Genomic DNA, 23,595 nt, shown 5'->3' on the forward strand with positions numbered 1-23,595 from the left:
CAGGGCTTTATGAAGATTATCCAAGATTCCCGGCTTGATGAATTCAAGCGAATTGAGCATCTTCTATATGGTATTAATTATGAAGTTTGGTTCAATCTCTATGGCCCCACCGACCCAGATATATCACTAGAGCTAGCTTTAAAATGTCTAATCTCAAAGAACTGTGAGATATCGGATGTAATACCTTCATCTCCGCAGCAAGCCATATCTGACATTATGAAAATGGTACTGCATGAAGGTGATATCGGGTCAGGTCCCTTGGCTCTTAAATCTAAAAAGTCCGAGATTATCGGCTTAATAGGGGCCGTATTCACTCGCATAAGTCTTGAGCAAGCTGATATGGTCTCAGAGTTTGGTTTTAAAGAAGGATTTCCCTCACACTCCGTTTTTTGGGATTTCGCATACGATATACATTCAAATGGCCAGCGCTGGATATTTGTAGGCTCTAGCAGTGATTAGCCCATACAAGCCCCTAAACCAAGAACACAAAACAGCATGCTTGTGCTCCTTTGTCGCTTAGTTTTCGGCAACTGTATTTTTCTCATTAATAGTGTTTCACTGCGCTATGGTGTTTTAGGTTGTATCCGGAGGTAGTTATTAACTCAAATTCAAAACGTGTGAACGCCAGATTGGCCAATTATCCTTTGGGCTTACTGACATTGTCAGTCGTGACTCTTGGTACAGGATTGTGGGAGATAGGCCTGATAGCCTCCCTGTTTTTTATTCTGTCATTTTATCTGGATCCTGTGTTTAGGTTCTATAGAGTCAAAGTGGAAGGATTCCATAGATTCATGCTGACTGCCTTTGGGGCTGGACTGGGGATCGCAGTCCTGGCACTGCTAAACCCTGAGCATTACGGTAAGTTGCTGGCGGTTTGGGGCATTCCAACTTTTGTCATCAGCTTCAAAAATATCCCAAAATTTAAAAAGCTTGAGTACAAGTGAGGCGAGCCGAACTATTGAATAAAGGAAACACCACAACGCCCCCCTATCAAACTAAATTCTGTACCACAGTCGTGCTGACAACCTTTAGCACGACAGCTAATACTCCACCAAACTCAATCTCAGATAGCCAGCTTGGTACAGCCGGTTCTTTTCACTCGTAATCTCATCCAGCAGTTGGCGCTTTCTGGCGCCACTGATGCTATGCCCTGCAACCCGTTTGGCCTTCTTATTCAACGCAGAGAGCTGCCGCTGAATACGTCCAGGCGCAAGTCTCATGTTGAGCTTGTGACCATGGCTTTCTAACAACTCACGCGCTCGAGAGTTGTCCCCTTCCTCCGTCGCCCTTTTATTAAATTCCATAAGCTTGAGAACTCACCTCCAGCGCATCATGAAACTCCTGCTGAAACTTGATGCCCAACTTAGGTGCTGAGCCTCCGTAAACGGTTCTGAGGACTGGGTATCAGTTCTGTGATGCGTAAGCTAGTGTTGGACACACGTCTGACTACCAATCACATCCCTCACACCGACAAAATTCTTCAAGGTACAAGTCGCTGGATACTAGACATACCAGCTCTACTGGTTCTGCAAGTTTCCCTCCACAGGATTAGAAAAGGGGTCAAACTCTGACGCTTAACATCCCTTCCAGCTTTTCATAAAAAGCCTAATAACCTTTTCTTCCAATAGATTACGGTAAAACTATCGGTATCCTAATAGGTTAGCTCTAGATCAGTCCTTTCATATCCCAAACTGGCAGGAAAAATCCATGCACATTGTCATCATGCTTGTTCTGATCATTGTCGGCTACATGGCCGGCAGTAAAATCAGCTGGTTACAGGGGTTGCCTATTATGGCGCTGGGCGCTTTAGCTGCCACACTCATGGGTTCAACCAGATGGAAACACCAACAAGAGGATGTTTGGATACTTCTGGGCTTACTTTCAACCGTAGCGGTCATAGTGGATTTGGGTTGTGATGATGAAAGTCGCCAGAAGACTATTGCTAAGCTTCGGGTCTTGGTGCGCGCAGCAACTCAATACTAAACTCGATTTGATAACAGCTCGGTAGTGCCAGTCATCGACATTGGGAGGGGCAATGAGGGACCAACTTCTAAAATTAAATTCACTGACGGGTTGGGACTGCCACTTCTCTTCATTTGATGGGTACAGGTTGGTATTGAGCTCTGGTAGCAGTAACGAGTATGCCACTCCTCTCGTTGCATTTTTAGGCGTCTCATATATGCATTGCCCTTTCGAGTTTAGCCACCCAGTATTTAGACTTGGCACCGAAAAAGAAAGTTTACAGGTTGAACAGCTATCGACAATCGAGGAAGGTGAGAGACTTTTTGTTATAGAAGCAGAGACTCAGGCTACCCTTGATAAGCAGCTGTTTTTCATTGTCGCAGAGGGGCTTGACCTTATTGGCATGGCTTAAAAAGTCACAGCAACTTCACACGTTGGTTTATTCCTGAAGTCGTACGATGAGCTTATCAAAGAAGAAGCGCCGACCCGACACCGTAAATGGAGATGCCCCCAAACTTCAGGTTCCTGCGTCTAAATTAGGTGAGGCTCTTTAAGCCCCAGCTCTGGGTGCAGGAATATCAGGCCTGACGGGAATCCCTGATGCGAGCACATCAGAAGCGCGGAGCTTTATCTTTCAAACTGATTGCCATTACACATAAAAAAGCGCCGGAAGCGTCCGGCGCTTGAGACATGTTGAAATTTAGATGATACCGCCGTCTCCCTGGAGATATTGATTACATCTCACGGTGATGTATCTGAAATCACTCCAGCCAACGCTGTTCTTAGCCCGGGCTTTGAGGTTCACATAGCTTGGGCTGTAATCGAAGTTACGGTAGAAGTGTTGGCTCGAACCTGAGTAGATCAGTGAGCTTCCCATATAAACTTCATATTGGGTTGGAGAGTTGCTTGCGTACACTGAACCGGAAAGCCACATTCCCTCTTGCGGAATTCTCTTCAGCTCCAATTCACTTTTCTCAGCACCAAGCGGTATTTCACCATCTGCGTAACACTCTGCCACTGCGGTGAAATTGGTCACCACAGGAACGGCAGTAGAACCAGTCACATTCACACTGCGATTGGTGGCTGCGCCATTGCGGTGCCTAACAGAAATCTGATAAGTACCTGAAGAAGAATAATTATGGCTCAGTGTTCTGGTACCGCTCAGGTTATGGATGCTGGAAGAACTGCCGTCACCCCAATAAACAGTGAAATCCTGATACCCCTGATCTGCTGATTGAATACAGGAGCGCAGACTAACCGGTAAAGTCACGGTTTGGTTGCTTACCGAAGGACGGATAATGGGTGAAAATGCGGTGCTGTATGGATTCACCAGGTCAGCAAAATAGACATCGGTGCGGTAAATCTCCCAGTATCTTTCATTGAAGTACTTAACCTGCGCAACAACCCCTGCCCGGAAGTCGATATCCAGTACACCTGCCGCTACCGTTTCATTACCGCTTAAGCCATCACCGTTACCACACATATTGCCGTAGTAACCTGACAGCTTGATCGGCAGTGAAGGTTTGATACCAACCTTGGCCCAGATAAGTCCCCAATAAATCCGGCCCTTAATGGCAACTTCCGCCCAAGGCTCAATAGTGGCTGATGCCAGCAATTGATATTGGATATTGTCCATCCTCAAGGTGCCGTTATCATTGAATGAACTGGAAACTTTGGCACAGTTATTTTTGTCACAGGCATATTCATAATGACCAGTGATATCGAGCATTTTTTCCAGCCCTACATCACCACTGGCACTGAGGGTCAGATCACCGGTACCCGCACGGATTGGCAGTTTAACGTCATATTGAACCGGTATAACACCGATCATAAACCAGCCGTTGGCAATATTGGGCTCAGCGATATTCCAGGTGTATCCGGTAAAGGTGTGAGTTGCTTCACCATGGATTTCTATGTCACCCGTCACACTATAATCAGCCCGGGCGTTGAGCTTTTTCATACGTACTTTGTAAGGGACACAAAAGGCGCTCTTATATTTGTAATCAAGCGTAGCTTTACCGGAACCGGCAGTGGTTGCATTAATTTCCACTTCAACAAAAGCGTTGTCATTACCAAAACGCTTGGACTTATTGAAGGTTTCATTAAATGATTTCTGCCAGTTTTTACTTCTATGGGTCCAGCCAAAACAGCCTTTGGTCTCGTAGTCAGCCTTACTGAGATCAACGCCTTCGATCTTCAGCGAGCTATATTGCTCTTGCTGAATCCCCTTCCAGCCACGCTTTTCTATCAATGCTTCCATTTGACTATAGGTGCTGGCGTTTGCAGCATCCCGGTCAACAACAATAACATCGAACTCATCATCAGCTACTGCGGCCTCCGGCTCAGGAAAACAAGGCTCCTCAGCTTTGCCACATGGAGTGGGTGAGCTTCCCTCAAACTCAGATACGATATCATCTCGCTCGCTAAGCGGCAGCCCAGCATAAAGGTATGCATTATTGGCACCTTGAGCAGAATAGAGGAAATAGAAATCTGACTGCTGTGGAATGCCTCGTCCATCGGTATAACTTAGCTGTTTTAACTCATAATCCTCCCCTGCCATTAATACCAAGGTTTGGACATCGCTTCCCTTCGCCGGGCCATATAAATCCGCAGCGGTCGTATTTGCCAGGCTCATAGGTGAGGCCACCACAAGCCCCGCCAAGCTGACTCGTTTAAAAACGTTTATCAAATTCATTGTATTATCCTTATACGAGTTCATCCTCTGCTGGATTTAGCGCCGGGAAATTAAACCTTATTGTTTATTCACTGTATTCAATTGCATTCAGCATCAACAATTGAAGTTAATGAGAAACTCCGTCGTTTCTCAACCAATAAAAAAACTCAATAACATAACGCCTATATCCCAGACCTTGAACCAAAGATAGAGATATATAAATTCTCTGAACTTATGAAAACAAAGTCACGCTCACAATTACAAACACGGTCAAACATAAAAACCTGCAGTTATGAACTTCCGCAATTAGAACGCTCATAAAAATCTTGAGAACTACATTGATTTTCTGAGTATTCATAACGAACTCAGTATTTGAAAGTTAATTAATTGGGTTATAACGCGGTTACTATTTATTTCTGATACTTAGTTCAGGAAACAGGACCATCTGCAGATACCCGCACCACACAGGTCGAGTTGAACGTTATCTGCACCTGCTACGCCACCCGAAAGCTAAGTTGGTGGAGCCTTTATCTTTTCAACTTTGCATTGAGTATTCACAATGAAATCCTCATTAGTTCATTTACAGAATTTGGAGTTAAGCTTTATCGTTTCAGCCTTAAGGTTGCCCTGCCAGCTGAGTCTATTTAGCGGATATTAGATTTTTAATAACAGGTTATTTTCGGGATAGACAGGGGCATTTGGAGGGAAAATCCAGCGGTAGCTTTAACATGCAAGACATTGTATTGGATGAGCTATTTGACAAACTTCCCCCCAAAACACCCCAGACTTTGAAAGCATTTTTGGCAAGTATTTGAGGAACAGAGCGTTATGGTTTCTACAGTAGGTCCCATACAGGTAACAACCTGTCTGTTGTTGGGAAACACCCATCAATTTAGAACAGAATCAACGAGGGATTTTAAATCCCTTACAACATTCAACATTTTTAATAAGTTAGACAATATCCGCCTAATACAACCAGTTTTCTGCCAGGCTATCTCTCCAAGCGGCTCCGACTTGCTGTTGAGATTGACCTAAGAGACGGGCTTTCCTACTCAACCCCAAAAGCGCTCCGGCAGCCTGAAAATATCACTTCTTCTCACTCATAAAGGTTGCTAGTCTCCCCCTTATTCCCTTCTGACAAGCCCTAAAAAATGAACAAGATAAAACAGAATATCGCGCAAGTTGCCCTGGTCGTCCGTGACTATGACGAGGCAATTAGCTTTTATGTGTCTTCCCTTGGTTTTACCTTGATTGAAGATACAGACCTTGGTGATGGTAAACGCTGGGTGATTGTCTCTCCTACTGGGTCAACCGGCACCGCATTACTGCTGGCCAAAGCGGATGGCGAGGAGCAACTGGCTGCTGTCGGGAATCAGGCTGGAGGACGGGTATTTTTGTTCCTGCAAACTGACAACTTCTGGCGGGACTATCACAGTATGGCGGATAAAGGCGTCAGTTTCTGCGAAACACCCAGGGAGGAAGTCTATGGCACGGTGGTCGTATTTGAAGATCTCTACGGCAACCAGTGGGATTTAGTCGAGCGTAAGAACGCCTGAGATAGCTTGAGAAAAGTTGCTGGCGCGAGATTTAGTCCTTGAGATACACAAGCCTCAGGAGTTAACATTTATTAAACAAATCGCAACCAATGTTAGAACAGCAGCTTCGTCCGGTTTTCGGACGTTCCTATAAAAAGGTCGTTGATTGCAAAATATAAAGTTCAATTCCATTTTGTTACAGCTGTCATTGCTGTTTGGGCTTATAGGATACCTGATTAATCTGTATCCCATACCGCTGTTTGCCAATGTCGAGCTGATTGTGGGCAATGTCTGTTTGGTCATAGTAGCCGCTATTGCCGGTCCTTATTATGCCCTGCTGACGGCGTTGATGTGCGCCACAGGCCTTTACGTCAGTTGGGGGTCCTGGTATCCGTTTCTGATCTTTATGATAGAAGCTCTCTGGCTGGGGCTTGCTGTTCGCCGCGGCTATTATCTGTTCTACTCTGCTATCGCATTTTGGTTCTTAATCAGCCCTGCGCTGTTTATTCTCTACGCCTCGTTATTTACCGAACTCAACGAAGAACACATACTGTTTATCGTCATCAAGCAGGCAATCAATGGTATGCTCTATGCCAGTGTTGCCTGTCTGCTGGTCATGCTGATTCGGCCGCTGTCAAAACTGTCGCTGAAGCAAAATACGCGTAAGCGCAGCTTCAAACAGCAACTTAATTACCTGTTTGCACTGCTTATTACTTCAGCCATGCTGATCTCATCCCTACTGTACAACCATACTTACCTGAGCGACCAGCAAGTGATGGTGCAAAACAACTTGCAGGACTCAATGGGGTCGATGAGCAAGGCTGCTGAGCGCTACCTCAAGACCCACCAGCAAGCTATACGCAATGCTGCTCGTTGGCTGAGTCTGGCCAATACAGATAAAGATCACTGGCAATCGATGTTGACCCGGTTGAATCAAACTTATCCCAACTTCCTGACCATGCTGATCGCCGACCACAAAGGAAATATCCTCCACGCGAGCCCGGCATCTATGCTGGCCGACAAGCCAGTGCATAAATTGAATGTGAGCGATCGGGATTACTTCCGGGAAGCCCTGTACAACCAGAACGACTATATTTCTGATGTGTTCCTTGGCCGTGGCTTCGGTAATGATGTGATAGTGGCCATGAGCTCCCCGATTTACCTGAATGAGAATTATCAAAGACCTCAGGCAATTATTGAAGGCTCGCTGGATCTCAGTGGGTTTGCCCAGATAGAACATGGGGCGATGCAAAGAGAATCCATGAGCATTGTGCTGACCGATGCCAAAGGAAATATCATCTACGCCTCTGACAATCTCGGACTCCCCCCCCTTTCCACCTTCCTGTTCAGCCGCAGCGGCAGCTACTACAGCATGTCCATGCCGATGATGAACCTGAAAAATACCGCCAGTGAAGTGCCCGAGTATCTATACAGCCAGCAAGAGCTCAGCAACCAGTGGCAACTTTATCTGCTCAAGCCATTTGCCCCTATGGTCACCATGGCACAGCGTCAGTACCTTACCTCTGTGGCAATGCTGGCGCTGTCATTGCTGGTCACTCTCGGCCTTTCCTCACTGCTTGCAAAGACCCAAACCAGGCCGCTGGAGCTGATTGCCCAGCAGTTCAAGTATTCAGATAAAGACAGGGCAAGACCCGAGTGGAATGAAGAACAGATATCCACAGAGGTGGAGCAGCTTTATGACCAGCTCAAGTTGTCACAGCAAGAGCTGATCCGGCAACAATTGCAGCTTGAAGAGCAAGTAGCCCTGCGCACCTTTGAACTTGAAAAAGCCAATGGTGAACTGCAGAAACTGGCGGAAAGAGACTCTCTGACCAGCCTGTATAATCGCAGATACGCTGAGAATCAGTTCAAACAGGCTCAAACGCTTTGTCAAAGGGGCGAACAGGCAATGGCCGTGGTACTGCTTGATCTTGATCACTTTAAGATGGTGAATGACGAGTTTGGCCATCTTGGCGGAGATGCCAGCCTCAAGACTGTAGCAGGCCTGCTATCCAATCATTTCGTCCGGGAGACAGACATTGTTTCCCGTTATGGCGGCGAAGAGTTTTTGCTTATTCTGCCTATGTGCAATCCGCTGAAAGTCGAAGCGCACCTGAAGGATTTTACCGCCAAGCTGAGAAACACCCAGATCACCAACCCGGAAGATGGCAGGCTGTTTTCGCTGTCAGTGAGCGTAGGTGCAGTTATCGCCAATGCAGGTTATTCCAGCAGGATAGATACCTGGATAAAACGGGCTGATGACAACCTTTACCGTGCCAAGAGTGCCGGGCGGGATAAGGTGATTGCCACCATTATTGAGGATATCTGAAGCCAGCCCGGATCTGAGAGGTCAGAGGTACAGGCTGTGGAACTTCAGTTGTTGACCGATAAAGCTGGCCACAAAACCAGTAGAGGCTGTGTATTCCCGTAATCCCACCAACTCCAGAGGGTAGCCCCGCGCTTTAGCGGCTTCCAGAACCTGTTTTTGTCCTGCCGCCAGCGCCGGAGTCAATGCGGTTTCTGCCTGATGTAAAAGCACCGGAAGCTGCGCTATCCCCAGAGTCAGCAACTCAGCAATATCGTACTGACGCCTGGCATCCTGACTCTCCCCCATCAACAGCTCCAGCATAGCGGCCACATGGGAATCAGCCTGAGGCGCAAACTCAGGATTAAAGCCAGATATGCTGGCATATTTCTGCGGCTGGCTCAGGGCCAGTACCATAGCACCATGAGCCCCCAGCCCGAGACCACTGATTGCTTTGCGATCACTTACCGGAAAGTGGGATTCAATTAAGGCCGGCAGTTCAGACTGCAGATAGTCGAACATTCTGAAATGACGTTGCCATGGCATACAGGTGGCATTGAGATATAAAGAGGGGACAGTGTCACAGCCAAGGCGGGATGCCAGATCCGGTACATATTCCCCTCTGGGCAGCACATCCGGACAGATTAACGCAAGCCCCAGTGATGCCGCATGGGATTGAGCCACGTATGCATCAAACAAACTGGTATCTGTCTGTCCTGAGTCCCCAAGCCAATACACAGCAGGAACAGACTCAAGATCAGCCTGTGGAGGCAAATACAGGCTGAAGGACATGTCACAATTCAATACTGAGGAGCGGTGGGAAAAACGCTTAACCCAGCCTCCGAAACACTTCTCGGCAGACAGCTTGGCAGTAATCATTATCCCTCCATCCTTGAACGACGACTCTATTGGCAAGTATAGCCAGACTGGTGTCCGGTTTTCAGCCCGCTTTCAATAAACTGGACATCAAAGCCCTCAGCGCTGCCGGTTTCACCATTTTCGCCATATAGTGATAGCCACGTTGCTGAACATCTTCTATCAGGGTTTTACGGGTATTGGCGGTAATTAAAATACCCGGGATATGTTCCCCGTACAGACTGCGTATCCCGTCCATGGCATCTACACCATTCTGGCCATCATCCAATTGATAATCTGCCAGCACTATGTCCGGAGCCATTCCCTTGAGGCCCAGCTTAATACGGGCGTCAGCCAAATCTTTTGCACAGACGACTTCGCAGTGCCATCGACTGAGCAGACTTTCCAATCCTGCCAGAATTGCTTCTTCATTGTCGATACAAAGCACCTTGACGCCGGACAGAGGCTGCAAGTTACCGGGACGGCTGCGCTGGGCAATATAGGCCTGCTTTTCGCCCAGAGGCACCCGTACTGAAAATACCGACCCTTTGCCCAATACCGAGCTGACACCAATAGGATGATGCAGCACACGACTTATTCTGTCGGCAATAGCAAGCCCCAGTCCCAGGCCTCCCGCCTCTTTTGAGCTGGGGGTATCAAGGCGACGAAACTCTTTGAAAATCTCCTGAGTTTGCTTTTCATCGATACCACATCCGGTATCCAATACCTGGATCTCCAACTCTTTACCCCGGCGACGACAGCCCAGCAGCACGTTACCACCTTTGGCGTAACGATAGGCATTGGTCAGGAAGTTCTGCAGCACTCTGCGCAGCAATGAAGGATCGGTGTACAGGGTGGAACCACACTGCTGATAACGGAAACTGATTTTGTGGTCCTCGGCCATGGCATCAAACTCGACCGCCAGACTGTCCAGCACTTCAGATACCGCCACCTGCCTGAGATTAACATCCACCATGCCGGAATCCAGCTTGGATATATCCAGTAAGTCCGTCAGCAGTTCACCGGCCGTTTTCAGCGAGCTGTTGATATGGGAAAGCGTGGTTTGAGACTCATTGTCCAGCGCCGGATATTGGGACAGCGAGGCGGTAAACAGGCGCGCAGCGTTCAATGGTTGCATTAAGTCATGCCCCACGGCCGCCAGAAAGCGACTCTTGGAGGCGTTGGCAATCTCCTCTTGCGCCTTGGCCTCCAGCAGTTCGCTGTTTAACTTGGCCAGCTCGAAGGTACGCTCTTTGACCCGGGTTTCCAGCATTTCATTGGCTTCCCGCAGCGCCTGCTCCTGCTGCCGATACTGGGTAATATCGGTAAAGGTCATCACAAAGCCGCCTCCGGGCATGGGATTGCCCTGAATCTTGATCACCTTGCCATCGTGGCGATAACGCTCGGACACATGTGGGGTTCCCCGGCGCATATGTTCCAGACGGCGGCTGACCTTCTCTTCCACCTCGCCGTCGCCGCAATAACCCCGTTTGGCATTAAAGCGAATCACATCAGCAATAGGCATACCCGGCTGCAGGAAGTTATCTGGGTACTGGTAAAGCTCGATATAGCGATTATTCCAGGCAACCAGATTCAGGTCCTGATCCACCACGCTCATGCCCTCATAGGCATGTTCAATGGCTGCTCTCAACATATCCTGGCTGAGAATAATCTTGGACGAGGCCTCATCCACCAAAGAGAACACTTCATCCAGAGCCAGATCCCTGCCCCGCAGCACTGAGTCCATCACGAGTGCAGCACTGGACGCCCCCAATACACCTGCCAACAAGTGCTCGGTATGGGCAACCAGTTCCGGTGTCGCCGCCCGGTTACGGTTATCCGCGCCCACCGCTTCAGGCATAAAGCGACTGAAACTTTCGTAAGCGCGTCCGGGAGACACGAAGCGACTGGCCAGAATCAGCAAATCCTGCTGACTCACACCGCCGGTTTTACGGTTGCTGTTATCCTTAAGGTCGCCCGGGCTGACAAAGCTGCTGGCCTGAATACGCTCTGCCACGCCCGCCCTGAACCAAAGTGAACCCAACACATAACAAAGGCTGTTCACCAACAACGCCAGCAGGGCATCATTCACGTCGGGATTGATAAACTCCAGCACCATCACGCCATCAGGAAGCAGTCGTCCGCTGGCCATCACATCCTGCGCCAGAATGTAGCACCAGAGCCCAAAACCGACTACAAGCCCCAGGTATACCCCGCCCCGGTTGCCATGCTTCCAGTAAAGGCCCCCCACCAGCGCGGGAGCCAACTGGGCAAAAGCCCCAAAAGACAACATGCCCAGATGGGCCAGTGAGTCGCTGTCAGCGAAGATCAGATAACTTAAATAACCCAACCCGAGAATAATGACGATGGAGAGGCGTCGGGCATTGAGCAGGAAATTGGAAAACTGATTGAAGTTCTTACGGCGTATTTTGCCTGAGCGCAGCAATACAGGTACCAGCCACTCATTACTCACCATAATACTGATGGTCACCACGGCGACTATGACCATACCAGTGGCCGCCGACAAGGTTCCCAGCAAGGCAATGACCGCCACCACAGGCATATCCAACATCAGCGGCATGTTAATGACATAGGTATCTGCCGGTACTGTGTCACCCAGCATGAGTCTGCCCGCCTGCCCCAGGGGTACAACAAACAGCGTAAACAGTGCCAGATAGATGGGCAGCATCCAGCGCCCTTTGCGCAATGTCTTCTCATCGGCGCACTCCACCACCATGACGTGGAACTGCCTTGGCATACACAAAAAGGCGGCAATACCTACAATCAACTCAGGCAGCAGTGACGCCCACCTGAGCTCAGCGCCCTGGATTAAATCCGCCTGCTGCGCCTTTGACCAGATATCACCAAAGCCATCATATACGCCGAAGCTGATCACCAGCCCCACCAGCAAAAATGCCCCTATCTTCACCAAAGATTCGAAAGCAATGGCCACCATCATGCCGGGATTATGTTCAGTGGCGTCCAGCTTACGGGTACCAAACAAAATGGCGAACACCGCCAGAATACAGCTGATAAGAAGGGGAAGCGTAGTATCGCCGAGGGAGCTTTCAGGAGTTTCAAACAGTCCAAGGGCCATTACCATGGCTTTTAGCTGCAGTGCGATATAGGGCATGATGCCAAACAGCGCGATCAGGGTAACCAGCGCAGCCAGAAGCTGGGACTTGCCGTAACGGGCGGCAATAAAGTCAGCCACAGAGGTGATGTTCTGACTCTTGGACACCACCACCATTTTGCGCAGCATGCCAAAGCCCAGAGTAAATATCAGTATCGGGCCAACAAATATCGGCAGATAGGACCAGAGATCGGTAGAGGATTGACCGACTGTTCCCAGAAAACTCCATGATGAGCAGTAAACCGCCAGACTCAGGCCATAAATGATCACCTGCAGGCCCGGCTTGATACGGCTGACATAACGTTCAGCTCCCCAGGCAAGCAGAAACAGCAAAAACACATAGCCGATGGCAATCACAGCCACCAAAAGGGTCAGATTCATGAAGGTTCCGATTTTTTGATTTTATTGTGCGTTATTTCGGCAATATGATCCAGCCTAGATAACTCGTGCAACCCATTAATCCATAAAGCAATTTATGACATATACCAAGGTCTAATGGAGGCAAGTGGCTTTTCCCACGCATACTCATGCAACGCATTGTAATTATTTTCAAAGAAAGGGAAGCCACCCATGAGCACGCAGTCTCTCTATAAAGTATCGGATTCCATCGCTGCCGATGCCCATATCAATAATGAAAAGTACAAGCGCATGTATCAGGAGTCCATCGTTAATCCCGAGGGTTTCTGGCGTGAACATGCACAGCGCATCGACTGGATGACGCCTTTCACCAAGGTTAAAGACACCTCTTTTGATGACCACAATCTGTATATCAAGTGGTTCTACGACGGCACACTCAATGCCTCAGCCAACTGTCTCGACCGCCACCTGGAAACCCGTGGCGACAAGCCCGCCATTATCTGGGAAGGTGATGATGCCAGCGAGCAGCGTACCCTCACCTACGCTGAGCTGCACAAAGAAGTGTGTCAGTTTGCCAATGCCCTGAAGAGCCAGGGCGTGCGCCGCGGTGATGTCGTCACCCTGTATATGCCTATGGTGCCTGAAGCCGCCGTCGCCATGCTGGCCTGTGCCCGTATCGGTGCCGTCCATTCAGTGGTGTTTGGTGGTTTCTCCCCCGACTCTATTGCATCGCGCATTATCGATGGTAAATCCAAGGTGGTAATCACTGCCGATGAAGGTGTTCGCGGCGGACGTATCATTCCACTTAAGGACAACATAGATCAGGCCCTGAATAACCCCAATGTGACCACTGTAGAGCGGGTTATCGTACTCAAGCGCACCGGTGGTGATATCAAGTGGGAAGATAACCGTGATGTTTGGTGGCACGATGTTGCTGCCACTGCGTCCGAGCACTGCGTGGCCGAAGAGATGAACGCGGAAGACCCACTCTTCCTGCTGTATACCTCAGGTTCTACCGGCAACCCTAAAGGTGTGTTGCACACAACCGGCGGTTACATGGTGTACGCCTCCATGACCCATGAGTATGTGTTCGACTACAAAGAAGATGAAATTTACTGGTGTACTGCCGATGTAGGTTGGATTACCGGTCACTCCTATATGGTTTATGGCCCACTGGCCAATGGTGCCACCATTCTGGTACATGAAGGTGTTCCAAACTATCCAAGCCCTGCCCGTCTGGGCGAGATGATCGACCGCCATAAAGTCAACATCCTTTATACCGCTCCGACTCTTATCCGCGCCCTGATGGCGGAAGGTAAAGAGCAGTTTGAAGGTTTTGATGGCAGCTCCCTGCGTGTGATGGGTTCTGTGGGTGAACCAATCAATCCTGAAGCATGGCGTTGGTACCATGAGGTGATCGGTCATGAAAACTGCCCGATTGTCGATACCTGGTGGCAAACCGAAACCGGTGGCATTCTGATTACCCCACTGCCGGGCGCGACAGATACCAAACCCGGCTCTGCCACCCGCCCATTCTTTGGTGTTCAGCCGGCTCTGGTGGACAACATGGGCAATATTCTGGAAGGTGCCACCGAAGGTAATCTGGTGATGCTGGACTCCTGGCCCGGACAGATGCGCAGCGTATACGGCGACCATGAACGCTTTGTGCTGACCTACTTTAAAACCTTCCGTGGCATGTACTTTACCGGTGACGGTGCCCGCCGTGACGAGGATGGCTACTATTGGATTACCGGGCGTGTGGATGACGTCATCAATGTGTCTGGCCACAGACTCGGCACAGCAGAAGTAGAGAGTGCGCTGGTTGCCCATGATCTGGTTGCTGAAGCCGCAGTGGTGGGTTACCCCCATGACATCAAGGGTCAGGGGATTTATGCTTACGTCACTCTGACCAAAGATGCCCAGCAGTCTGAAGAACTTCGTCAGGAACTGCGTCAATGGGTTCGTAAAGAGATTGGCGCACTGGCAACGCCGGATCTTATCCAGTTCGCCGGTGGCCTGCCAAAGACACGCTCCGGCAAGATTATGCGCCGCTTCCTGCGTAAGATTGCTGCCAACGAGATCACCAATCTGGGTGATGCCTCTACCCTGGCAGATCCTGCGGTTATCGATGTGCTGATTGAAAGCCGTCTGAACCGTAGCTAACCACAACCTGCTTCCCAGCCGGGGGGATAACACAGATAAGTGTTATCCCCTTTTTTCTGACTGAACCCCCAAATAAAGTTGCGAATGACTGACGACTCTCAACCTCTGGACTGAATCTGGCCAAATCCAACCAATGGACCATTGGACCGGGCCATTAACCCGGTAGAGTGGAATGTGGAAGCCGGGTTATACCTGCCACGTTGACCGGCCTCTTAAGAGTTAGAACTACAAGTCTCTTATGTTTCAATGTTTTGGCCTTAGGACAGGGATGCAGTCCTCCCGGGTTCAACCCCACCCTGTCCGGGGCCGTTTTCTTTTAGTACACTCCCCGCAATAGATTTCCCCGTCATCCAAACCACAGTGACCAAAATACAGCTTAGAGATTATCAACAGCAGGCAGTCGATGCCGCGGTCAGCCACTTTCGCCAATCCAGCGAATCTGCCGTACTTGTGCTGCCTACAGGAGCAGGAAAGAGCCTGGTTATTGCTGAACTTGCCCGGGTTGCAAGGGGTCGGGTATTGGTGCTGACTCATGTCAAAGAGCTGGTTGCCCAAAATGCGGAAAAGGTTGGACTACTCACTGAACAAGCAGGTATTTACTCTGCCGGGCTTGGGCAGAAAGCCACTGATGACAAAACCCTGGTGGCCAGTATCCAATCGGCGGCCAGAGCACCGGAAAAATTCGACAAGCCTTTCTCACTGGTGGTCATCGATGAGTGCCACAGGGTCAGTAATGAGACCGCGAGTCAGTATCAGCAACTGCTGTCACACTTGAAGAGCATCAACCCCGGAATCAAAGTGCTGGGGCTGACAGCGACGCCCTACCGGCTGGGGACAGGTTGGATATTCAGAACTCACTATCATGGCAAGGTGGGTAACACTGAAAAGCCTGTATTTGATAAATGTATTTTTGAGCTGCCGTTGAGGCCGCTTATCCGCAGAGGTTACCTGACTGAGCCAAGACTTTATGATGGTTTGGCGGCACAGTATGACTTTGACCTTCTCAGCCGCGACGCGTCCGGCCACATCACTGAAGCTCAGATTGACTCCCTGCTGTCCCAATCCGGCCGGGCCACCAAATCGATTGTCAAACAGATACGTCACCTCGCAGAAAACCGTCAGGGCGTCATTATCTTTGCGGCCACAGTCAGACACGCCAAAGAGATTATGGATCTGCTGGATGAAGAATCATGTGCCCTTATCACAGCCGATACGCCGGGAGATGAGCGGGACAGCTTAATTGCCGGGTTCAAGGCTCAGCAGATTAAATTTCTGGTGAACGTGGCGGTACTGACCACGGGCTTTGACGCTCCCCATGTGGATTTCATTGCCATATTAAGGCCCACAGAGTCTGTCAGCCTGTATCAGCAAATGGTGGGACGCGGCCTGCGTCTGGCTGAAGGTAAGACCGAATGCCTGGTGATTGACTATGCAGCCAACGGCTTTGACCTCTACTACCCTGAAGTGGGCCACCCCAAGCCCAGCTCAAAGTCAGTACCAGTACAGGTGCACTGTCCTGTCTGTGACTTTGCCAATATTTTCTGGGGCCTCACCGATGAAGATGGCGACATTATTGAGCACTTTGGCCGCCGCTGTCAGGGCCTTGATGACCATAACCAACAGTGCAGCTTTCGCTTTCGTGCCCGTCTGTGTCCAGATTGTGGCGCTGAAAATGATATTGCCGCCAGAGTCTGCCAAAGTTGCAGTTCGACTCTGGTCGACCCTGACACCCGGCTAAAGCAGGTGCTCAAGCAGCAACACCATCACCTGTTCCGCTGTCAGGATATGCTGCTGACGGTGGATAAGGGCATGCTGAAAGTCAGCTATCTGGATATTGAAGGCAACGACTATGTTCAGCGTTTCCGTATGGACACCCAGGCGCAAATTCGGGCTTTGTATGCCCTGTTTATCCATACCCACAGCAAAACGCCCGGATTAAAGTTGCCAAAAATCAACAAAGCTGAGGATATATTGGCCATCGCAGACCACTTCCGGCACCCGGATCTCATCTTGCTTAAGAAGGGAAAAAAGGGCTGGGATATGGTGCAGCAATTCTTCGACTATCAAGGCCGGTATCAGACTGATAATCGTGAGTATGTTTCTTAGAAAGTGTGTGGTATAACATCGGCCATGCCAACGTAAAGGAGCAATTATGCACGTAGTAATTTTTGGCCGTCCTGGCTGTCCATATTGTGTTCGCGCCGTACAACTATCAGAACAACTGGCGGAAAAGCGCGACGATTTCAAATTCAAGTATGTGGACATTCATGCTGAAGGCATCAGCAAGGCAGATCTGGAAAAAACCGTCGGCAAGCCGGTTGAAACTGTTCCTCAGATCTTCGTAGACAAAGCCCACGTAGGCGGCTGCACTGAGTTTGAACAGTACGTTCGTGATAACGAGCTGCTGGGTTAATTCCAATTCAACATCAGACTTATCAAGACCGATTTGGGATTAGAAATGAAAAGGCTGCCATTGGCAGCCTTTTCTTATTGCGATACAAACGCTCAGTCATAAATGGTCGGTATTGCCTGACGCTTATGCTGGGTCGCCAGATAGATACTCACCAGGCGCTTTTCAACTTCAGGCGCCACATCTTTACCTTCCAGGAAATCATCAATCTGGTCATAGGTCAGCCCCAAAGCCACTTCATCTTCCAGTTGAGGCTTATCATCTTCGAGATCTGCTGTCGGCGCTTTATGCACCAGAACTTCCGGCGCGCCCAGATGTGAAGCCAGCTGTCTGACCTGACGCTTATTAAGACCAAACAGGGGGGCCAAATCACAGGCTCCATCGCCCCACTTGGTGTAAAAACCGGTAATGTTCTCAGCACTGTGGTCTGTTCCCACCACCAGGCCACCAACCAGTCCACCAATCTCATACTGGGCAACCATACGCATGCGGGCCTTAACATTGCCTTTGACGAAGTCCACATTGGCGTTGGCCGCCAGATCAACTCCGGCATCTGCCAGCGCATTCAGAGTTTCAAAGTGAATGCCATCCACTCCGGCATGAACGTTCACGGTCACCTGACGGCTGGGTTGGATAAAGCGACAGGCCAGCTGGGCTTCATCTTCATCTTTCTGCACGTCATAGGGCAGACGTACCGCAATAAACTGGTACTCTGTGGTTTGCTGCTCACTGTTGAGCTCATCCACGGCCAATTGGCACAGTTTACCCGTTACCGAAGAGTCAACACCGCCGCTGATCCCCAGCACCAGTGACTTACAGTTTGCCTGCTGTAATTTACTCTTGATAAAACTCACCCGACGTTGCACCTCCAACTGAGGGTCTATCGTCGGCTGTACCTTCATTTCACTGAGAATATGTCCTTTCACGGGCAAAGCTCCAAAGTGGTTTCCGCTAATATTCGCTGAGGCTATTATGGGATAAAAGCCGATGAAACATAAGTCTTTATCGAGTATTACCGGCATGCTGTTACGTTTTGCTCAATTCAAAGGCGATTAATTTGTTAATGTGATAATTCAGCACGGTGCAACCATTTACTGGTCGCAGAATAATGAATCACAGTAACATTTGACCCAGATTCAGGTTATAAGGAAAACAGCTTGGCGATACAGGAGACCATGGAATACAGACATCTGCCGCAACTGCCGGATGTTGAACTTAGCCTGGGCAAGTTTAAACACTTCAGCTTTGCGCCTCATGTGCACCTGGATTTCCACATAGGAGTGGTAACCCGGGGTGCCCAGCGCTTTGCGCACAAGGGCGAACAGTTGCTGCTGAGCCCGGGATCACTGGCCACCATGAATCCGGATATGGTGCACACAGGTCAAAGTGCCGATGCATCGGACTATGTCACCCGGGTCTTGTCTGTGCCAGTAACCCTGGTTGAAGAGCTGGCCAATAATCATGGACACAGTGAGTGGTTCTTCGGCTCGGGCCTGTTACAGGATGAGCAGCTATTCAAGGATTTCGTTCAGTTGCACCAGCAACTGAGTCTGCCCGGAACAGCCACGCTGGACGGTGAATCGGGACTGCTGGGATTTGTCGACACCCTGATGCAACAGCACGGCGAGCGTTGCAGTCAGCCAAAAGAGTACAGGCTCTCTTCTGACGCGCAGGGCAGGATACATGAGCTGTTTCATCATGCCCCCGGCGACGATTACAGCCTGCAAACCCTGGCGGATCTTGTTGGACTGGGTAAATACCAATTGCTGCGACAGTTTAAACAGGCCACAGGCATGCCGCCATTCGCCTATCTGCAGCGTATCCGACTTGAGTATGCCAAGAAGGCACTGCACAACGGACAAAGGTTGTCCGATCTGGCCTGCTCACTGGGCTTTTTTGACGAGGCCCACCTTAATAAAGCCTTTAAGCAGGCTTATACTCTGTCGCCCTCTGCCTATCGGCAGACGCTGGCCAGCTAACTCCCATCTTCCAACAATAAAAAGAGACTATGGAAACTCAGTTATTTATTACACTTGCGGGTATCCACCTGCTCGCCCTGATGAGCCCTGGACCAGACTTCGCGCTAATGCTGACCAAAGCCACAGGGCCAAGGGCTACCGCAGTGGCAGCTGCCGCCGGGATCAGTGCTGCAATCCTGGTGCATACCCTGCTCAGCCTCAGTGGTATCAGTTTGTTGATCCAAAGCAGTCCAGCTCTGTTTACTTTGGTCAAAGTCGCAGGCTCCCTTTATCTGGGCTGGATGGGGATCAGTATGCTCAGGGCCGGGATGGCACCGTCAGCAGCCGCCACAGACGACCCGGCTCCCGCCCCCGAGATATCGGGTCGCAGCGGCTTTATGCAGGGCTTTTATACCAATATGCTCAACCCCAAGGCACTGGTGTTCTTCCTGACCCTGTTCTCCTCACTGGTCAGCGTCGATGCCGGTTGGGATGATAAATTGATTATCTGCATTATCATGTTCGGCCTGTCGTTTGCCTGGTTTGGACTGCTGGCGTTTGGGCTTACCAGTGGCGGCCTGCATACCTGGCTTAAACGCAAAGCCTGCTGGCTCAACAACCTGTCGGGTATCCTCTTTGTGGTTGTCGCCATCAGCATACTCGCCAATCTTCTTTATTACTGATTTACAGAAATGTGAACTTGCAAACTAAATACTGCTTTAAGCTTTGTTAATCTGCCGCCATATAACAAAGGAGACAGATTTATGTGGTGGCGAGTCATTTTGACGGTTTTGGCATTCTGGCTAATTGGAGCCCACTTCCTGCGATATGGTGACACCCTGCTGTGCGCAGCTGCAGCCGCGCTGCCATTGCTGATGTTGTTCAAGCACTCAATGGCACTGAGGTTTTTACAACTGGCTCTGGTCATTTCGGCTATTGGGGTATGGGGGATCAGTGGCTTCGATTATGTGCAGATGCGTTTGGCGGTCGATGCCCCCTGGATGCGACTGGCAGCCATTATGACAGGTGTCGCCCTTTACACTCTGGCAGCCGCTTACTGGGTTGAAGGCATAGGCCGTCGTCGTAAGCTGTTTGCATAAACCGATATCAGAAAAATGCCCCGAGTAATTCCGGGGCATTTTTTATGGTGACAAGCTAGAACGGTGAAGCCGTCAGTTACACCAAAGCATGCTTCTCCAGTCGATACAGGAACGCCTTATAACTCATACCCAGCCATTTGGCAGCCTGGGTTCGGTTGGAATCACACCTTTGCATTGCCTGCTGTAAGCATTGCTTTTCAAATTCGTCCCAATTCACCCCTACATCCGGTAACTGCAATTGACCCGATACTGCCAGCGTCGATTGCGCCGACAATTTAAGTTCGTGAAGCAGTTCCTGCTCATCTCCCAGCAATACAAAACGTTCGATGCGATTTGACAGCTCCCTGACATTGCCTGGCCAGTGAAAATCCAACAGCTGTTTCATTACTGGCTTGTCCAGAACCGGAACCTCAAGGGAATAGGCTCTGGAGTGTAGCTTAAGGAAATACTCAATCAGCCTGCCGATATCCTCCCGACGCTCTCTTAAGGCCGGCATTCTCAAGGGAACAACATTCAGTCTGTAGTAAAGATCCTCTCTGAATCTGCCTTCCGCCACTTCAAGCTGCAGGTCCTTGTGAGTCGCCGCAATCACCCTGACATCAACAGACATTTCACCATGCTGACCCAGTCGGCTAATCACGCCTTCCTGCAAAAACCTGAGCAACTTGGTCTGCTGCAGCTGAGGTAATTCAGCGACCTCATCCAAAAACAGCGTACCGCCATTGGCGGCTTCGAGTTTGCCGATTTTTAAACTGGTGGCGCCGGTAAAGGCCCCTTTCTCAGCACCAAAAAGTTCAGCCTCAGCCAAAGACTCGGGAATTGCACCACAGTTAATGGCAATAAACGGCTGCTCATGTCTGTCTGACAACTGATGCAGGGCTCTGGCTGCCAGCTCTTTACCTGTACCGCTCTCGCCGCCAATCAGCACGGTCACATCAGTGGCGCTGACCCGCTTAATCCTTTCATAGACCTTCTGCATGCAGGGCGCCTTACCCACCAGCCCCACCAACTCCCTTTGTTCACTCAAAGCACTGGACAAAGCTTTGTTCTGCCGCCTCAGCTCCTGAGTTTTAGCCACCTTGTCTATCGCCAACAGCAGCGCCTGTCTTTGGTAAGGCTTGGCCAGATAGTCATCAGCACCAGCCCTGATCGCCTCAACAGCGTGACTGATGGTGCCGTAGGCCGTTGCAATAATAAACCCAATATCTCCCTGCTCCCGCCGCACATAATTGAGCAGATCCATGCCTGACAACTGTCCCAGCTTCCAATCTGAAAAAATCAGATCCGGCTTCGATTGTTTGATTGCCAAAATCGCCTCTTCCACACTGCCACAGTCCGACACCTGGTAGCCTTCACCGGAAAGCATGGCGCAGATCAACTCCCGCTGCTCCTGTTCGTCCTCCACCACCAAAATGTGGGGCATCCGTTCCTGTTGCGGGGATTTCACCGACGTTTTACTCACTGACTTTCCTCCCTGAATTTGATAATTGCCACTGTGCCGCCTTCCGGGTTATCTGCAAACTCTATCTTTCCGCCATAGTGGGTTTCCAGCAAACGCAGGGCAATATATAGCCCCATACCTGTGCCTTCAGCCTTGGTGGTAAAGTGCGGTTCTCCCAGGTGTTGTTTCTGTTCGGCTGTCAGGCCTTTGCCCCAGTCCGTTACCCTAAGTTCCAACCCGGTTGTTGTCCGCTTGCCCTCCACCTTTATCCGGGTGTTATCCTCAGGGCTCGCCTCACAGGCGTTGACTATCACGGCGTGGAGAATACTGCGAAGTTCTGACTCGGCACCTGTCAGAGTCAACCCGGCCTCCAGTTCAAGTTCTGATGAGACTTTTCGCCCGGTCACCGACAGCTCCAACAAGATATCCTGCACTATCGCCTGTACAGGTAAGGCATCGGTGCGAGACAACCCATTGGCAGAGAGCGTCAACAGGGATTGGATCTGCTTATCCATCATCTCGATTTTTTTGCGCATCTTCTCCATCAGCCTGGCTTTGTCCTGCTGGGTGTCACATTGCTCAACCGAGTCAGACAGCATTCCCAGGGTCTGCAATGGATTCCGCAGGCTGTGAGCGATCCCCCGGGTGATTTGCCCAAGCTCAGCAAGATGCTGCTGCCCTGCCATCAGTTGCTCTTTCTGGCTCAACTCAGCCAGCTTGCGACTCATACTGTTGAACCCTGCCAACATACGTTTGAGCTCTCTGACACCTTGCTCACGGATCTGAACCCCCAAATTGCCATCCCCCAACTGTTTATGGCCATCAGCCAACTCCGTCAGCGGCCGACTGACCCAGGTGATCACCCATGAGGCAAGCAAGATAGCGCCAACACCCGTGACTGAAATCAGCACCAACATCCACTCAACATAACGACTGAGCAGATCATCAGTATGGCGGCTGGTCAAATCGACCTGATGCACCACCCCGGGTGAAGCAATAAACTCCACCCGGCCTTTGCTCATATTGACCTCCTCCAGGCGCGCCAGCACTTCATCGGCTTTTTCGCGGTAACGCTCGGCTGTAGCCCTTTGTACTTCTTCTGCCCAAAGCTGTTGTAACTCCTCCAGCTCCCGCTCTTTCTCCCTGAGCGTGTCCACCTGAGAGGACCTTGCCTGCAGCAGCGCTTCCTCTATCTCCTTTTGAGCCTTGGCTATCGCCGCTTTTTGCTCAGCCAACGCCTTGGTACTGGCATCTGCTGAATCAAGATTAATTGAATACTGATCACCTCCCGCGCCCTGAACTATGGTGAACACTTCACTGAGCTCACCATATTGCTCCCCCAGCTTTTCCAGCTCCATCACCAAAGCACGGTTCTCCTCCCGTGCTATCCAATCCAGTTCGGGAGCCGGTGGCGGACCAAACTCAACTGTGGAGTCAAACACCACACTCACCAGTTCCCGCGATAACGCTCTGGAGTCAGCCTGTACCTCTTGCTCCAGCTGCCCCTTAAAAAACCAGGCCAGGAACAGCTGGCTGATACTCAACAGAACAATCACTGCACTGAGCAGTAAAAACAGGTATCTCCTGATCGACATTGATTTCCCTCGATTCCACACTTGGACTCCTGCATTGACCAATTCAATTTTCAGGCCACAAATCAATTACCGCCATCAAACCAAATAACAAGGAGTTAGCCCTAACT

The 23,595-nt window shown here is 50.2% G+C and carries 19 protein-coding genes; 12 read left to right on the plus strand and 7 right to left on the minus strand.

The genetic code is table 11. The features are described from left to right. Positions 1-9 precede the first annotated feature (9 nt). Positions 10-459, plus strand: a complete 450-nt coding sequence (locus ACFOE0_RS09945; RefSeq protein ID WP_248935728.1) for a hypothetical protein — start codon at positions 10-12, stop codon at positions 457-459. Between the two features lie 158 nt (positions 460-617). Then, positions 618-944, plus strand: coding sequence for a hypothetical protein (locus ACFOE0_RS09950; RefSeq protein WP_248935729.1), 327 nt, complete (start codon positions 618-620; stop codon positions 942-944). A gap of 96 nt (positions 945-1,040) precedes the next feature. Here the strand turns inward: ACFOE0_RS09950 and ACFOE0_RS09955 are convergent, their stop codons facing one another. Beyond that, on the minus strand, positions 1,041-1,220 hold the full coding sequence (locus tag ACFOE0_RS09955) for a hypothetical protein (RefSeq protein ID WP_248935730.1): 180 nt from the start codon (positions 1,218-1,220) through the stop codon (positions 1,041-1,043). 487 nt (positions 1,221-1,707) lie between these two features. Between ACFOE0_RS09955 and ACFOE0_RS09960 the strand changes: the two genes are divergently transcribed. Then, positions 1,708-1,983, plus strand: a complete 276-nt coding sequence (locus tag ACFOE0_RS09960) for a hypothetical protein (RefSeq protein WP_248935731.1) — start codon at positions 1,708-1,710, stop codon at positions 1,981-1,983. Between the two features lie 52 nt (positions 1,984-2,035). Next, the gene (locus ACFOE0_RS09965; RefSeq protein WP_248935732.1) at positions 2,036-2,374 is read left to right on the plus strand and encodes a hypothetical protein; all 339 of its coding nucleotides are present in this window, start codon (positions 2,036-2,038) and stop codon (positions 2,372-2,374) included. 288 nt (positions 2,375-2,662) lie between these two features. On the opposite strand, the gene ACFOE0_RS09970 is transcribed toward ACFOE0_RS09965, so the two are convergent. Then, positions 2,663-4,657, minus strand: coding sequence for a PKD domain-containing protein (locus tag ACFOE0_RS09970; protein WP_248935733.1), 1,995 nt, complete (start codon positions 4,655-4,657; stop codon positions 2,663-2,665). A gap of 1,130 nt (positions 4,658-5,787) precedes the next feature. On the opposite strand from ACFOE0_RS09970, the gene ACFOE0_RS09975 reads away from it, so the two are divergent. Both ACFOE0_RS09975 and ACFOE0_RS09980 read left to right on the plus strand, forming a co-directional pair. Then, on the plus strand, positions 5,788-6,192 hold the full coding sequence (locus tag ACFOE0_RS09975; protein WP_248935734.1) for a VOC family protein: 405 nt from the start codon (positions 5,788-5,790) through the stop codon (positions 6,190-6,192). A gap of 145 nt (positions 6,193-6,337) precedes the next feature. Further along, complete coding sequence (locus ACFOE0_RS09980; RefSeq protein ID WP_248935735.1) at positions 6,338-8,500, plus strand: sensor domain-containing diguanylate cyclase; 2,163 nt, start codon at positions 6,338-6,340, stop codon at positions 8,498-8,500. A gap of 21 nt (positions 8,501-8,521) precedes the next feature. Here ACFOE0_RS09980 and ACFOE0_RS09985 read toward each other — a convergent pair whose 3' ends face one another. Next, on the minus strand, positions 8,522-9,355 hold the full coding sequence (locus ACFOE0_RS09985; RefSeq protein WP_248935736.1) for an alpha/beta hydrolase-fold protein: 834 nt from the start codon (positions 9,353-9,355) through the stop codon (positions 8,522-8,524). Between the two features lie 61 nt (positions 9,356-9,416). Then, positions 9,417-12,845 carry a hybrid sensor histidine kinase/response regulator gene (locus ACFOE0_RS09990; RefSeq protein WP_248935737.1) on the minus strand — a complete coding sequence of 1,143 codons (3,429 nt, stop codon included), beginning with the start codon at positions 12,843-12,845 and terminating at the stop codon, positions 9,417-9,419. Positions 12,846-13,034: 189 nt separating this feature from the next. Between ACFOE0_RS09990 and acs the strand changes: the two genes are divergently transcribed. The 3 genes from acs to ACFOE0_RS10005 all read left to right on the plus strand — a co-directional run bounded on the left by acs (position 13,035) and on the right by ACFOE0_RS10005 (position 17,397). Next, positions 13,035-14,984: an acetate--CoA ligase gene (gene acs, locus ACFOE0_RS09995; RefSeq protein WP_248935738.1), complete on the plus strand. Its 1,950-nt coding sequence runs from the start codon at positions 13,035-13,037 to the stop codon at positions 14,982-14,984. Positions 14,985-15,353: 369 nt separating this feature from the next. Further along, positions 15,354-17,090, plus strand: coding sequence for a DEAD/DEAH box helicase family protein (locus tag ACFOE0_RS10000; protein WP_248935967.1), 1,737 nt, complete (start codon positions 15,354-15,356; stop codon positions 17,088-17,090). 46 nt (positions 17,091-17,136) lie between these two features. Beyond that, a complete protein-coding gene (locus tag ACFOE0_RS10005) occupies positions 17,137-17,397 on the plus strand; it encodes a GrxA family glutaredoxin (protein ID WP_115138522.1) in 261 nt (86 codons plus the stop codon). 92 nt (positions 17,398-17,489) lie between these two features. On the opposite strand, the gene nadE is transcribed toward ACFOE0_RS10005, so the two are convergent. Continuing rightward, complete coding sequence (nadE, locus tag ACFOE0_RS10010) at positions 17,490-18,320, minus strand: ammonia-dependent NAD(+) synthetase (protein WP_115138523.1); 831 nt, start codon at positions 18,318-18,320, stop codon at positions 17,490-17,492. Between the two features lie 249 nt (positions 18,321-18,569). Here nadE and ACFOE0_RS10015 point away from each other — a divergent pair, with 249 nt between their 5' ends. From ACFOE0_RS10015 to ACFOE0_RS10025, 3 genes are all read left to right on the plus strand, one after another. Beyond that, entirely contained in the window at positions 18,570-19,373 is an 804-nt protein-coding gene (locus ACFOE0_RS10015; protein WP_248935739.1) for an AraC family transcriptional regulator, read from the plus strand. Between the two features lie 29 nt (positions 19,374-19,402). Next, on the plus strand, positions 19,403-20,035 hold the full coding sequence (locus ACFOE0_RS10020; RefSeq protein WP_248935740.1) for a LysE family translocator: 633 nt from the start codon (positions 19,403-19,405) through the stop codon (positions 20,033-20,035). An 81-nt stretch (positions 20,036-20,116) separates the two neighbouring features. Further along, positions 20,117-20,452, plus strand: coding sequence for a hypothetical protein (locus ACFOE0_RS10025; RefSeq protein ID WP_248935741.1), 336 nt, complete (start codon positions 20,117-20,119; stop codon positions 20,450-20,452). Positions 20,453-20,528: 76 nt separating this feature from the next. Here ACFOE0_RS10025 and ACFOE0_RS10030 read toward each other — a convergent pair whose 3' ends face one another. Both ACFOE0_RS10030 and ACFOE0_RS10035 read right to left on the minus strand, forming a co-directional pair. Next, entirely contained in the window at positions 20,529-21,875 is a 1,347-nt protein-coding gene (locus tag ACFOE0_RS10030) for a sigma-54-dependent transcriptional regulator (RefSeq protein WP_248935968.1), read from the minus strand. A gap of 35 nt (positions 21,876-21,910) precedes the next feature. Continuing rightward, the gene (locus ACFOE0_RS10035) at positions 21,911-23,488 is read right to left on the minus strand and encodes a sensor histidine kinase (RefSeq protein ID WP_248935742.1); all 1,578 of its coding nucleotides are present in this window, start codon (positions 23,486-23,488) and stop codon (positions 21,911-21,913) included. Positions 23,489-23,595: the final 107 nt, after the last annotated feature.

It is taken from the genome of Shewanella submarina (genome assembly GCF_042646185.1).
GTDB lineage: Bacteria > Pseudomonadota > Gammaproteobacteria > Enterobacterales > Shewanellaceae > Shewanella > Shewanella corallii.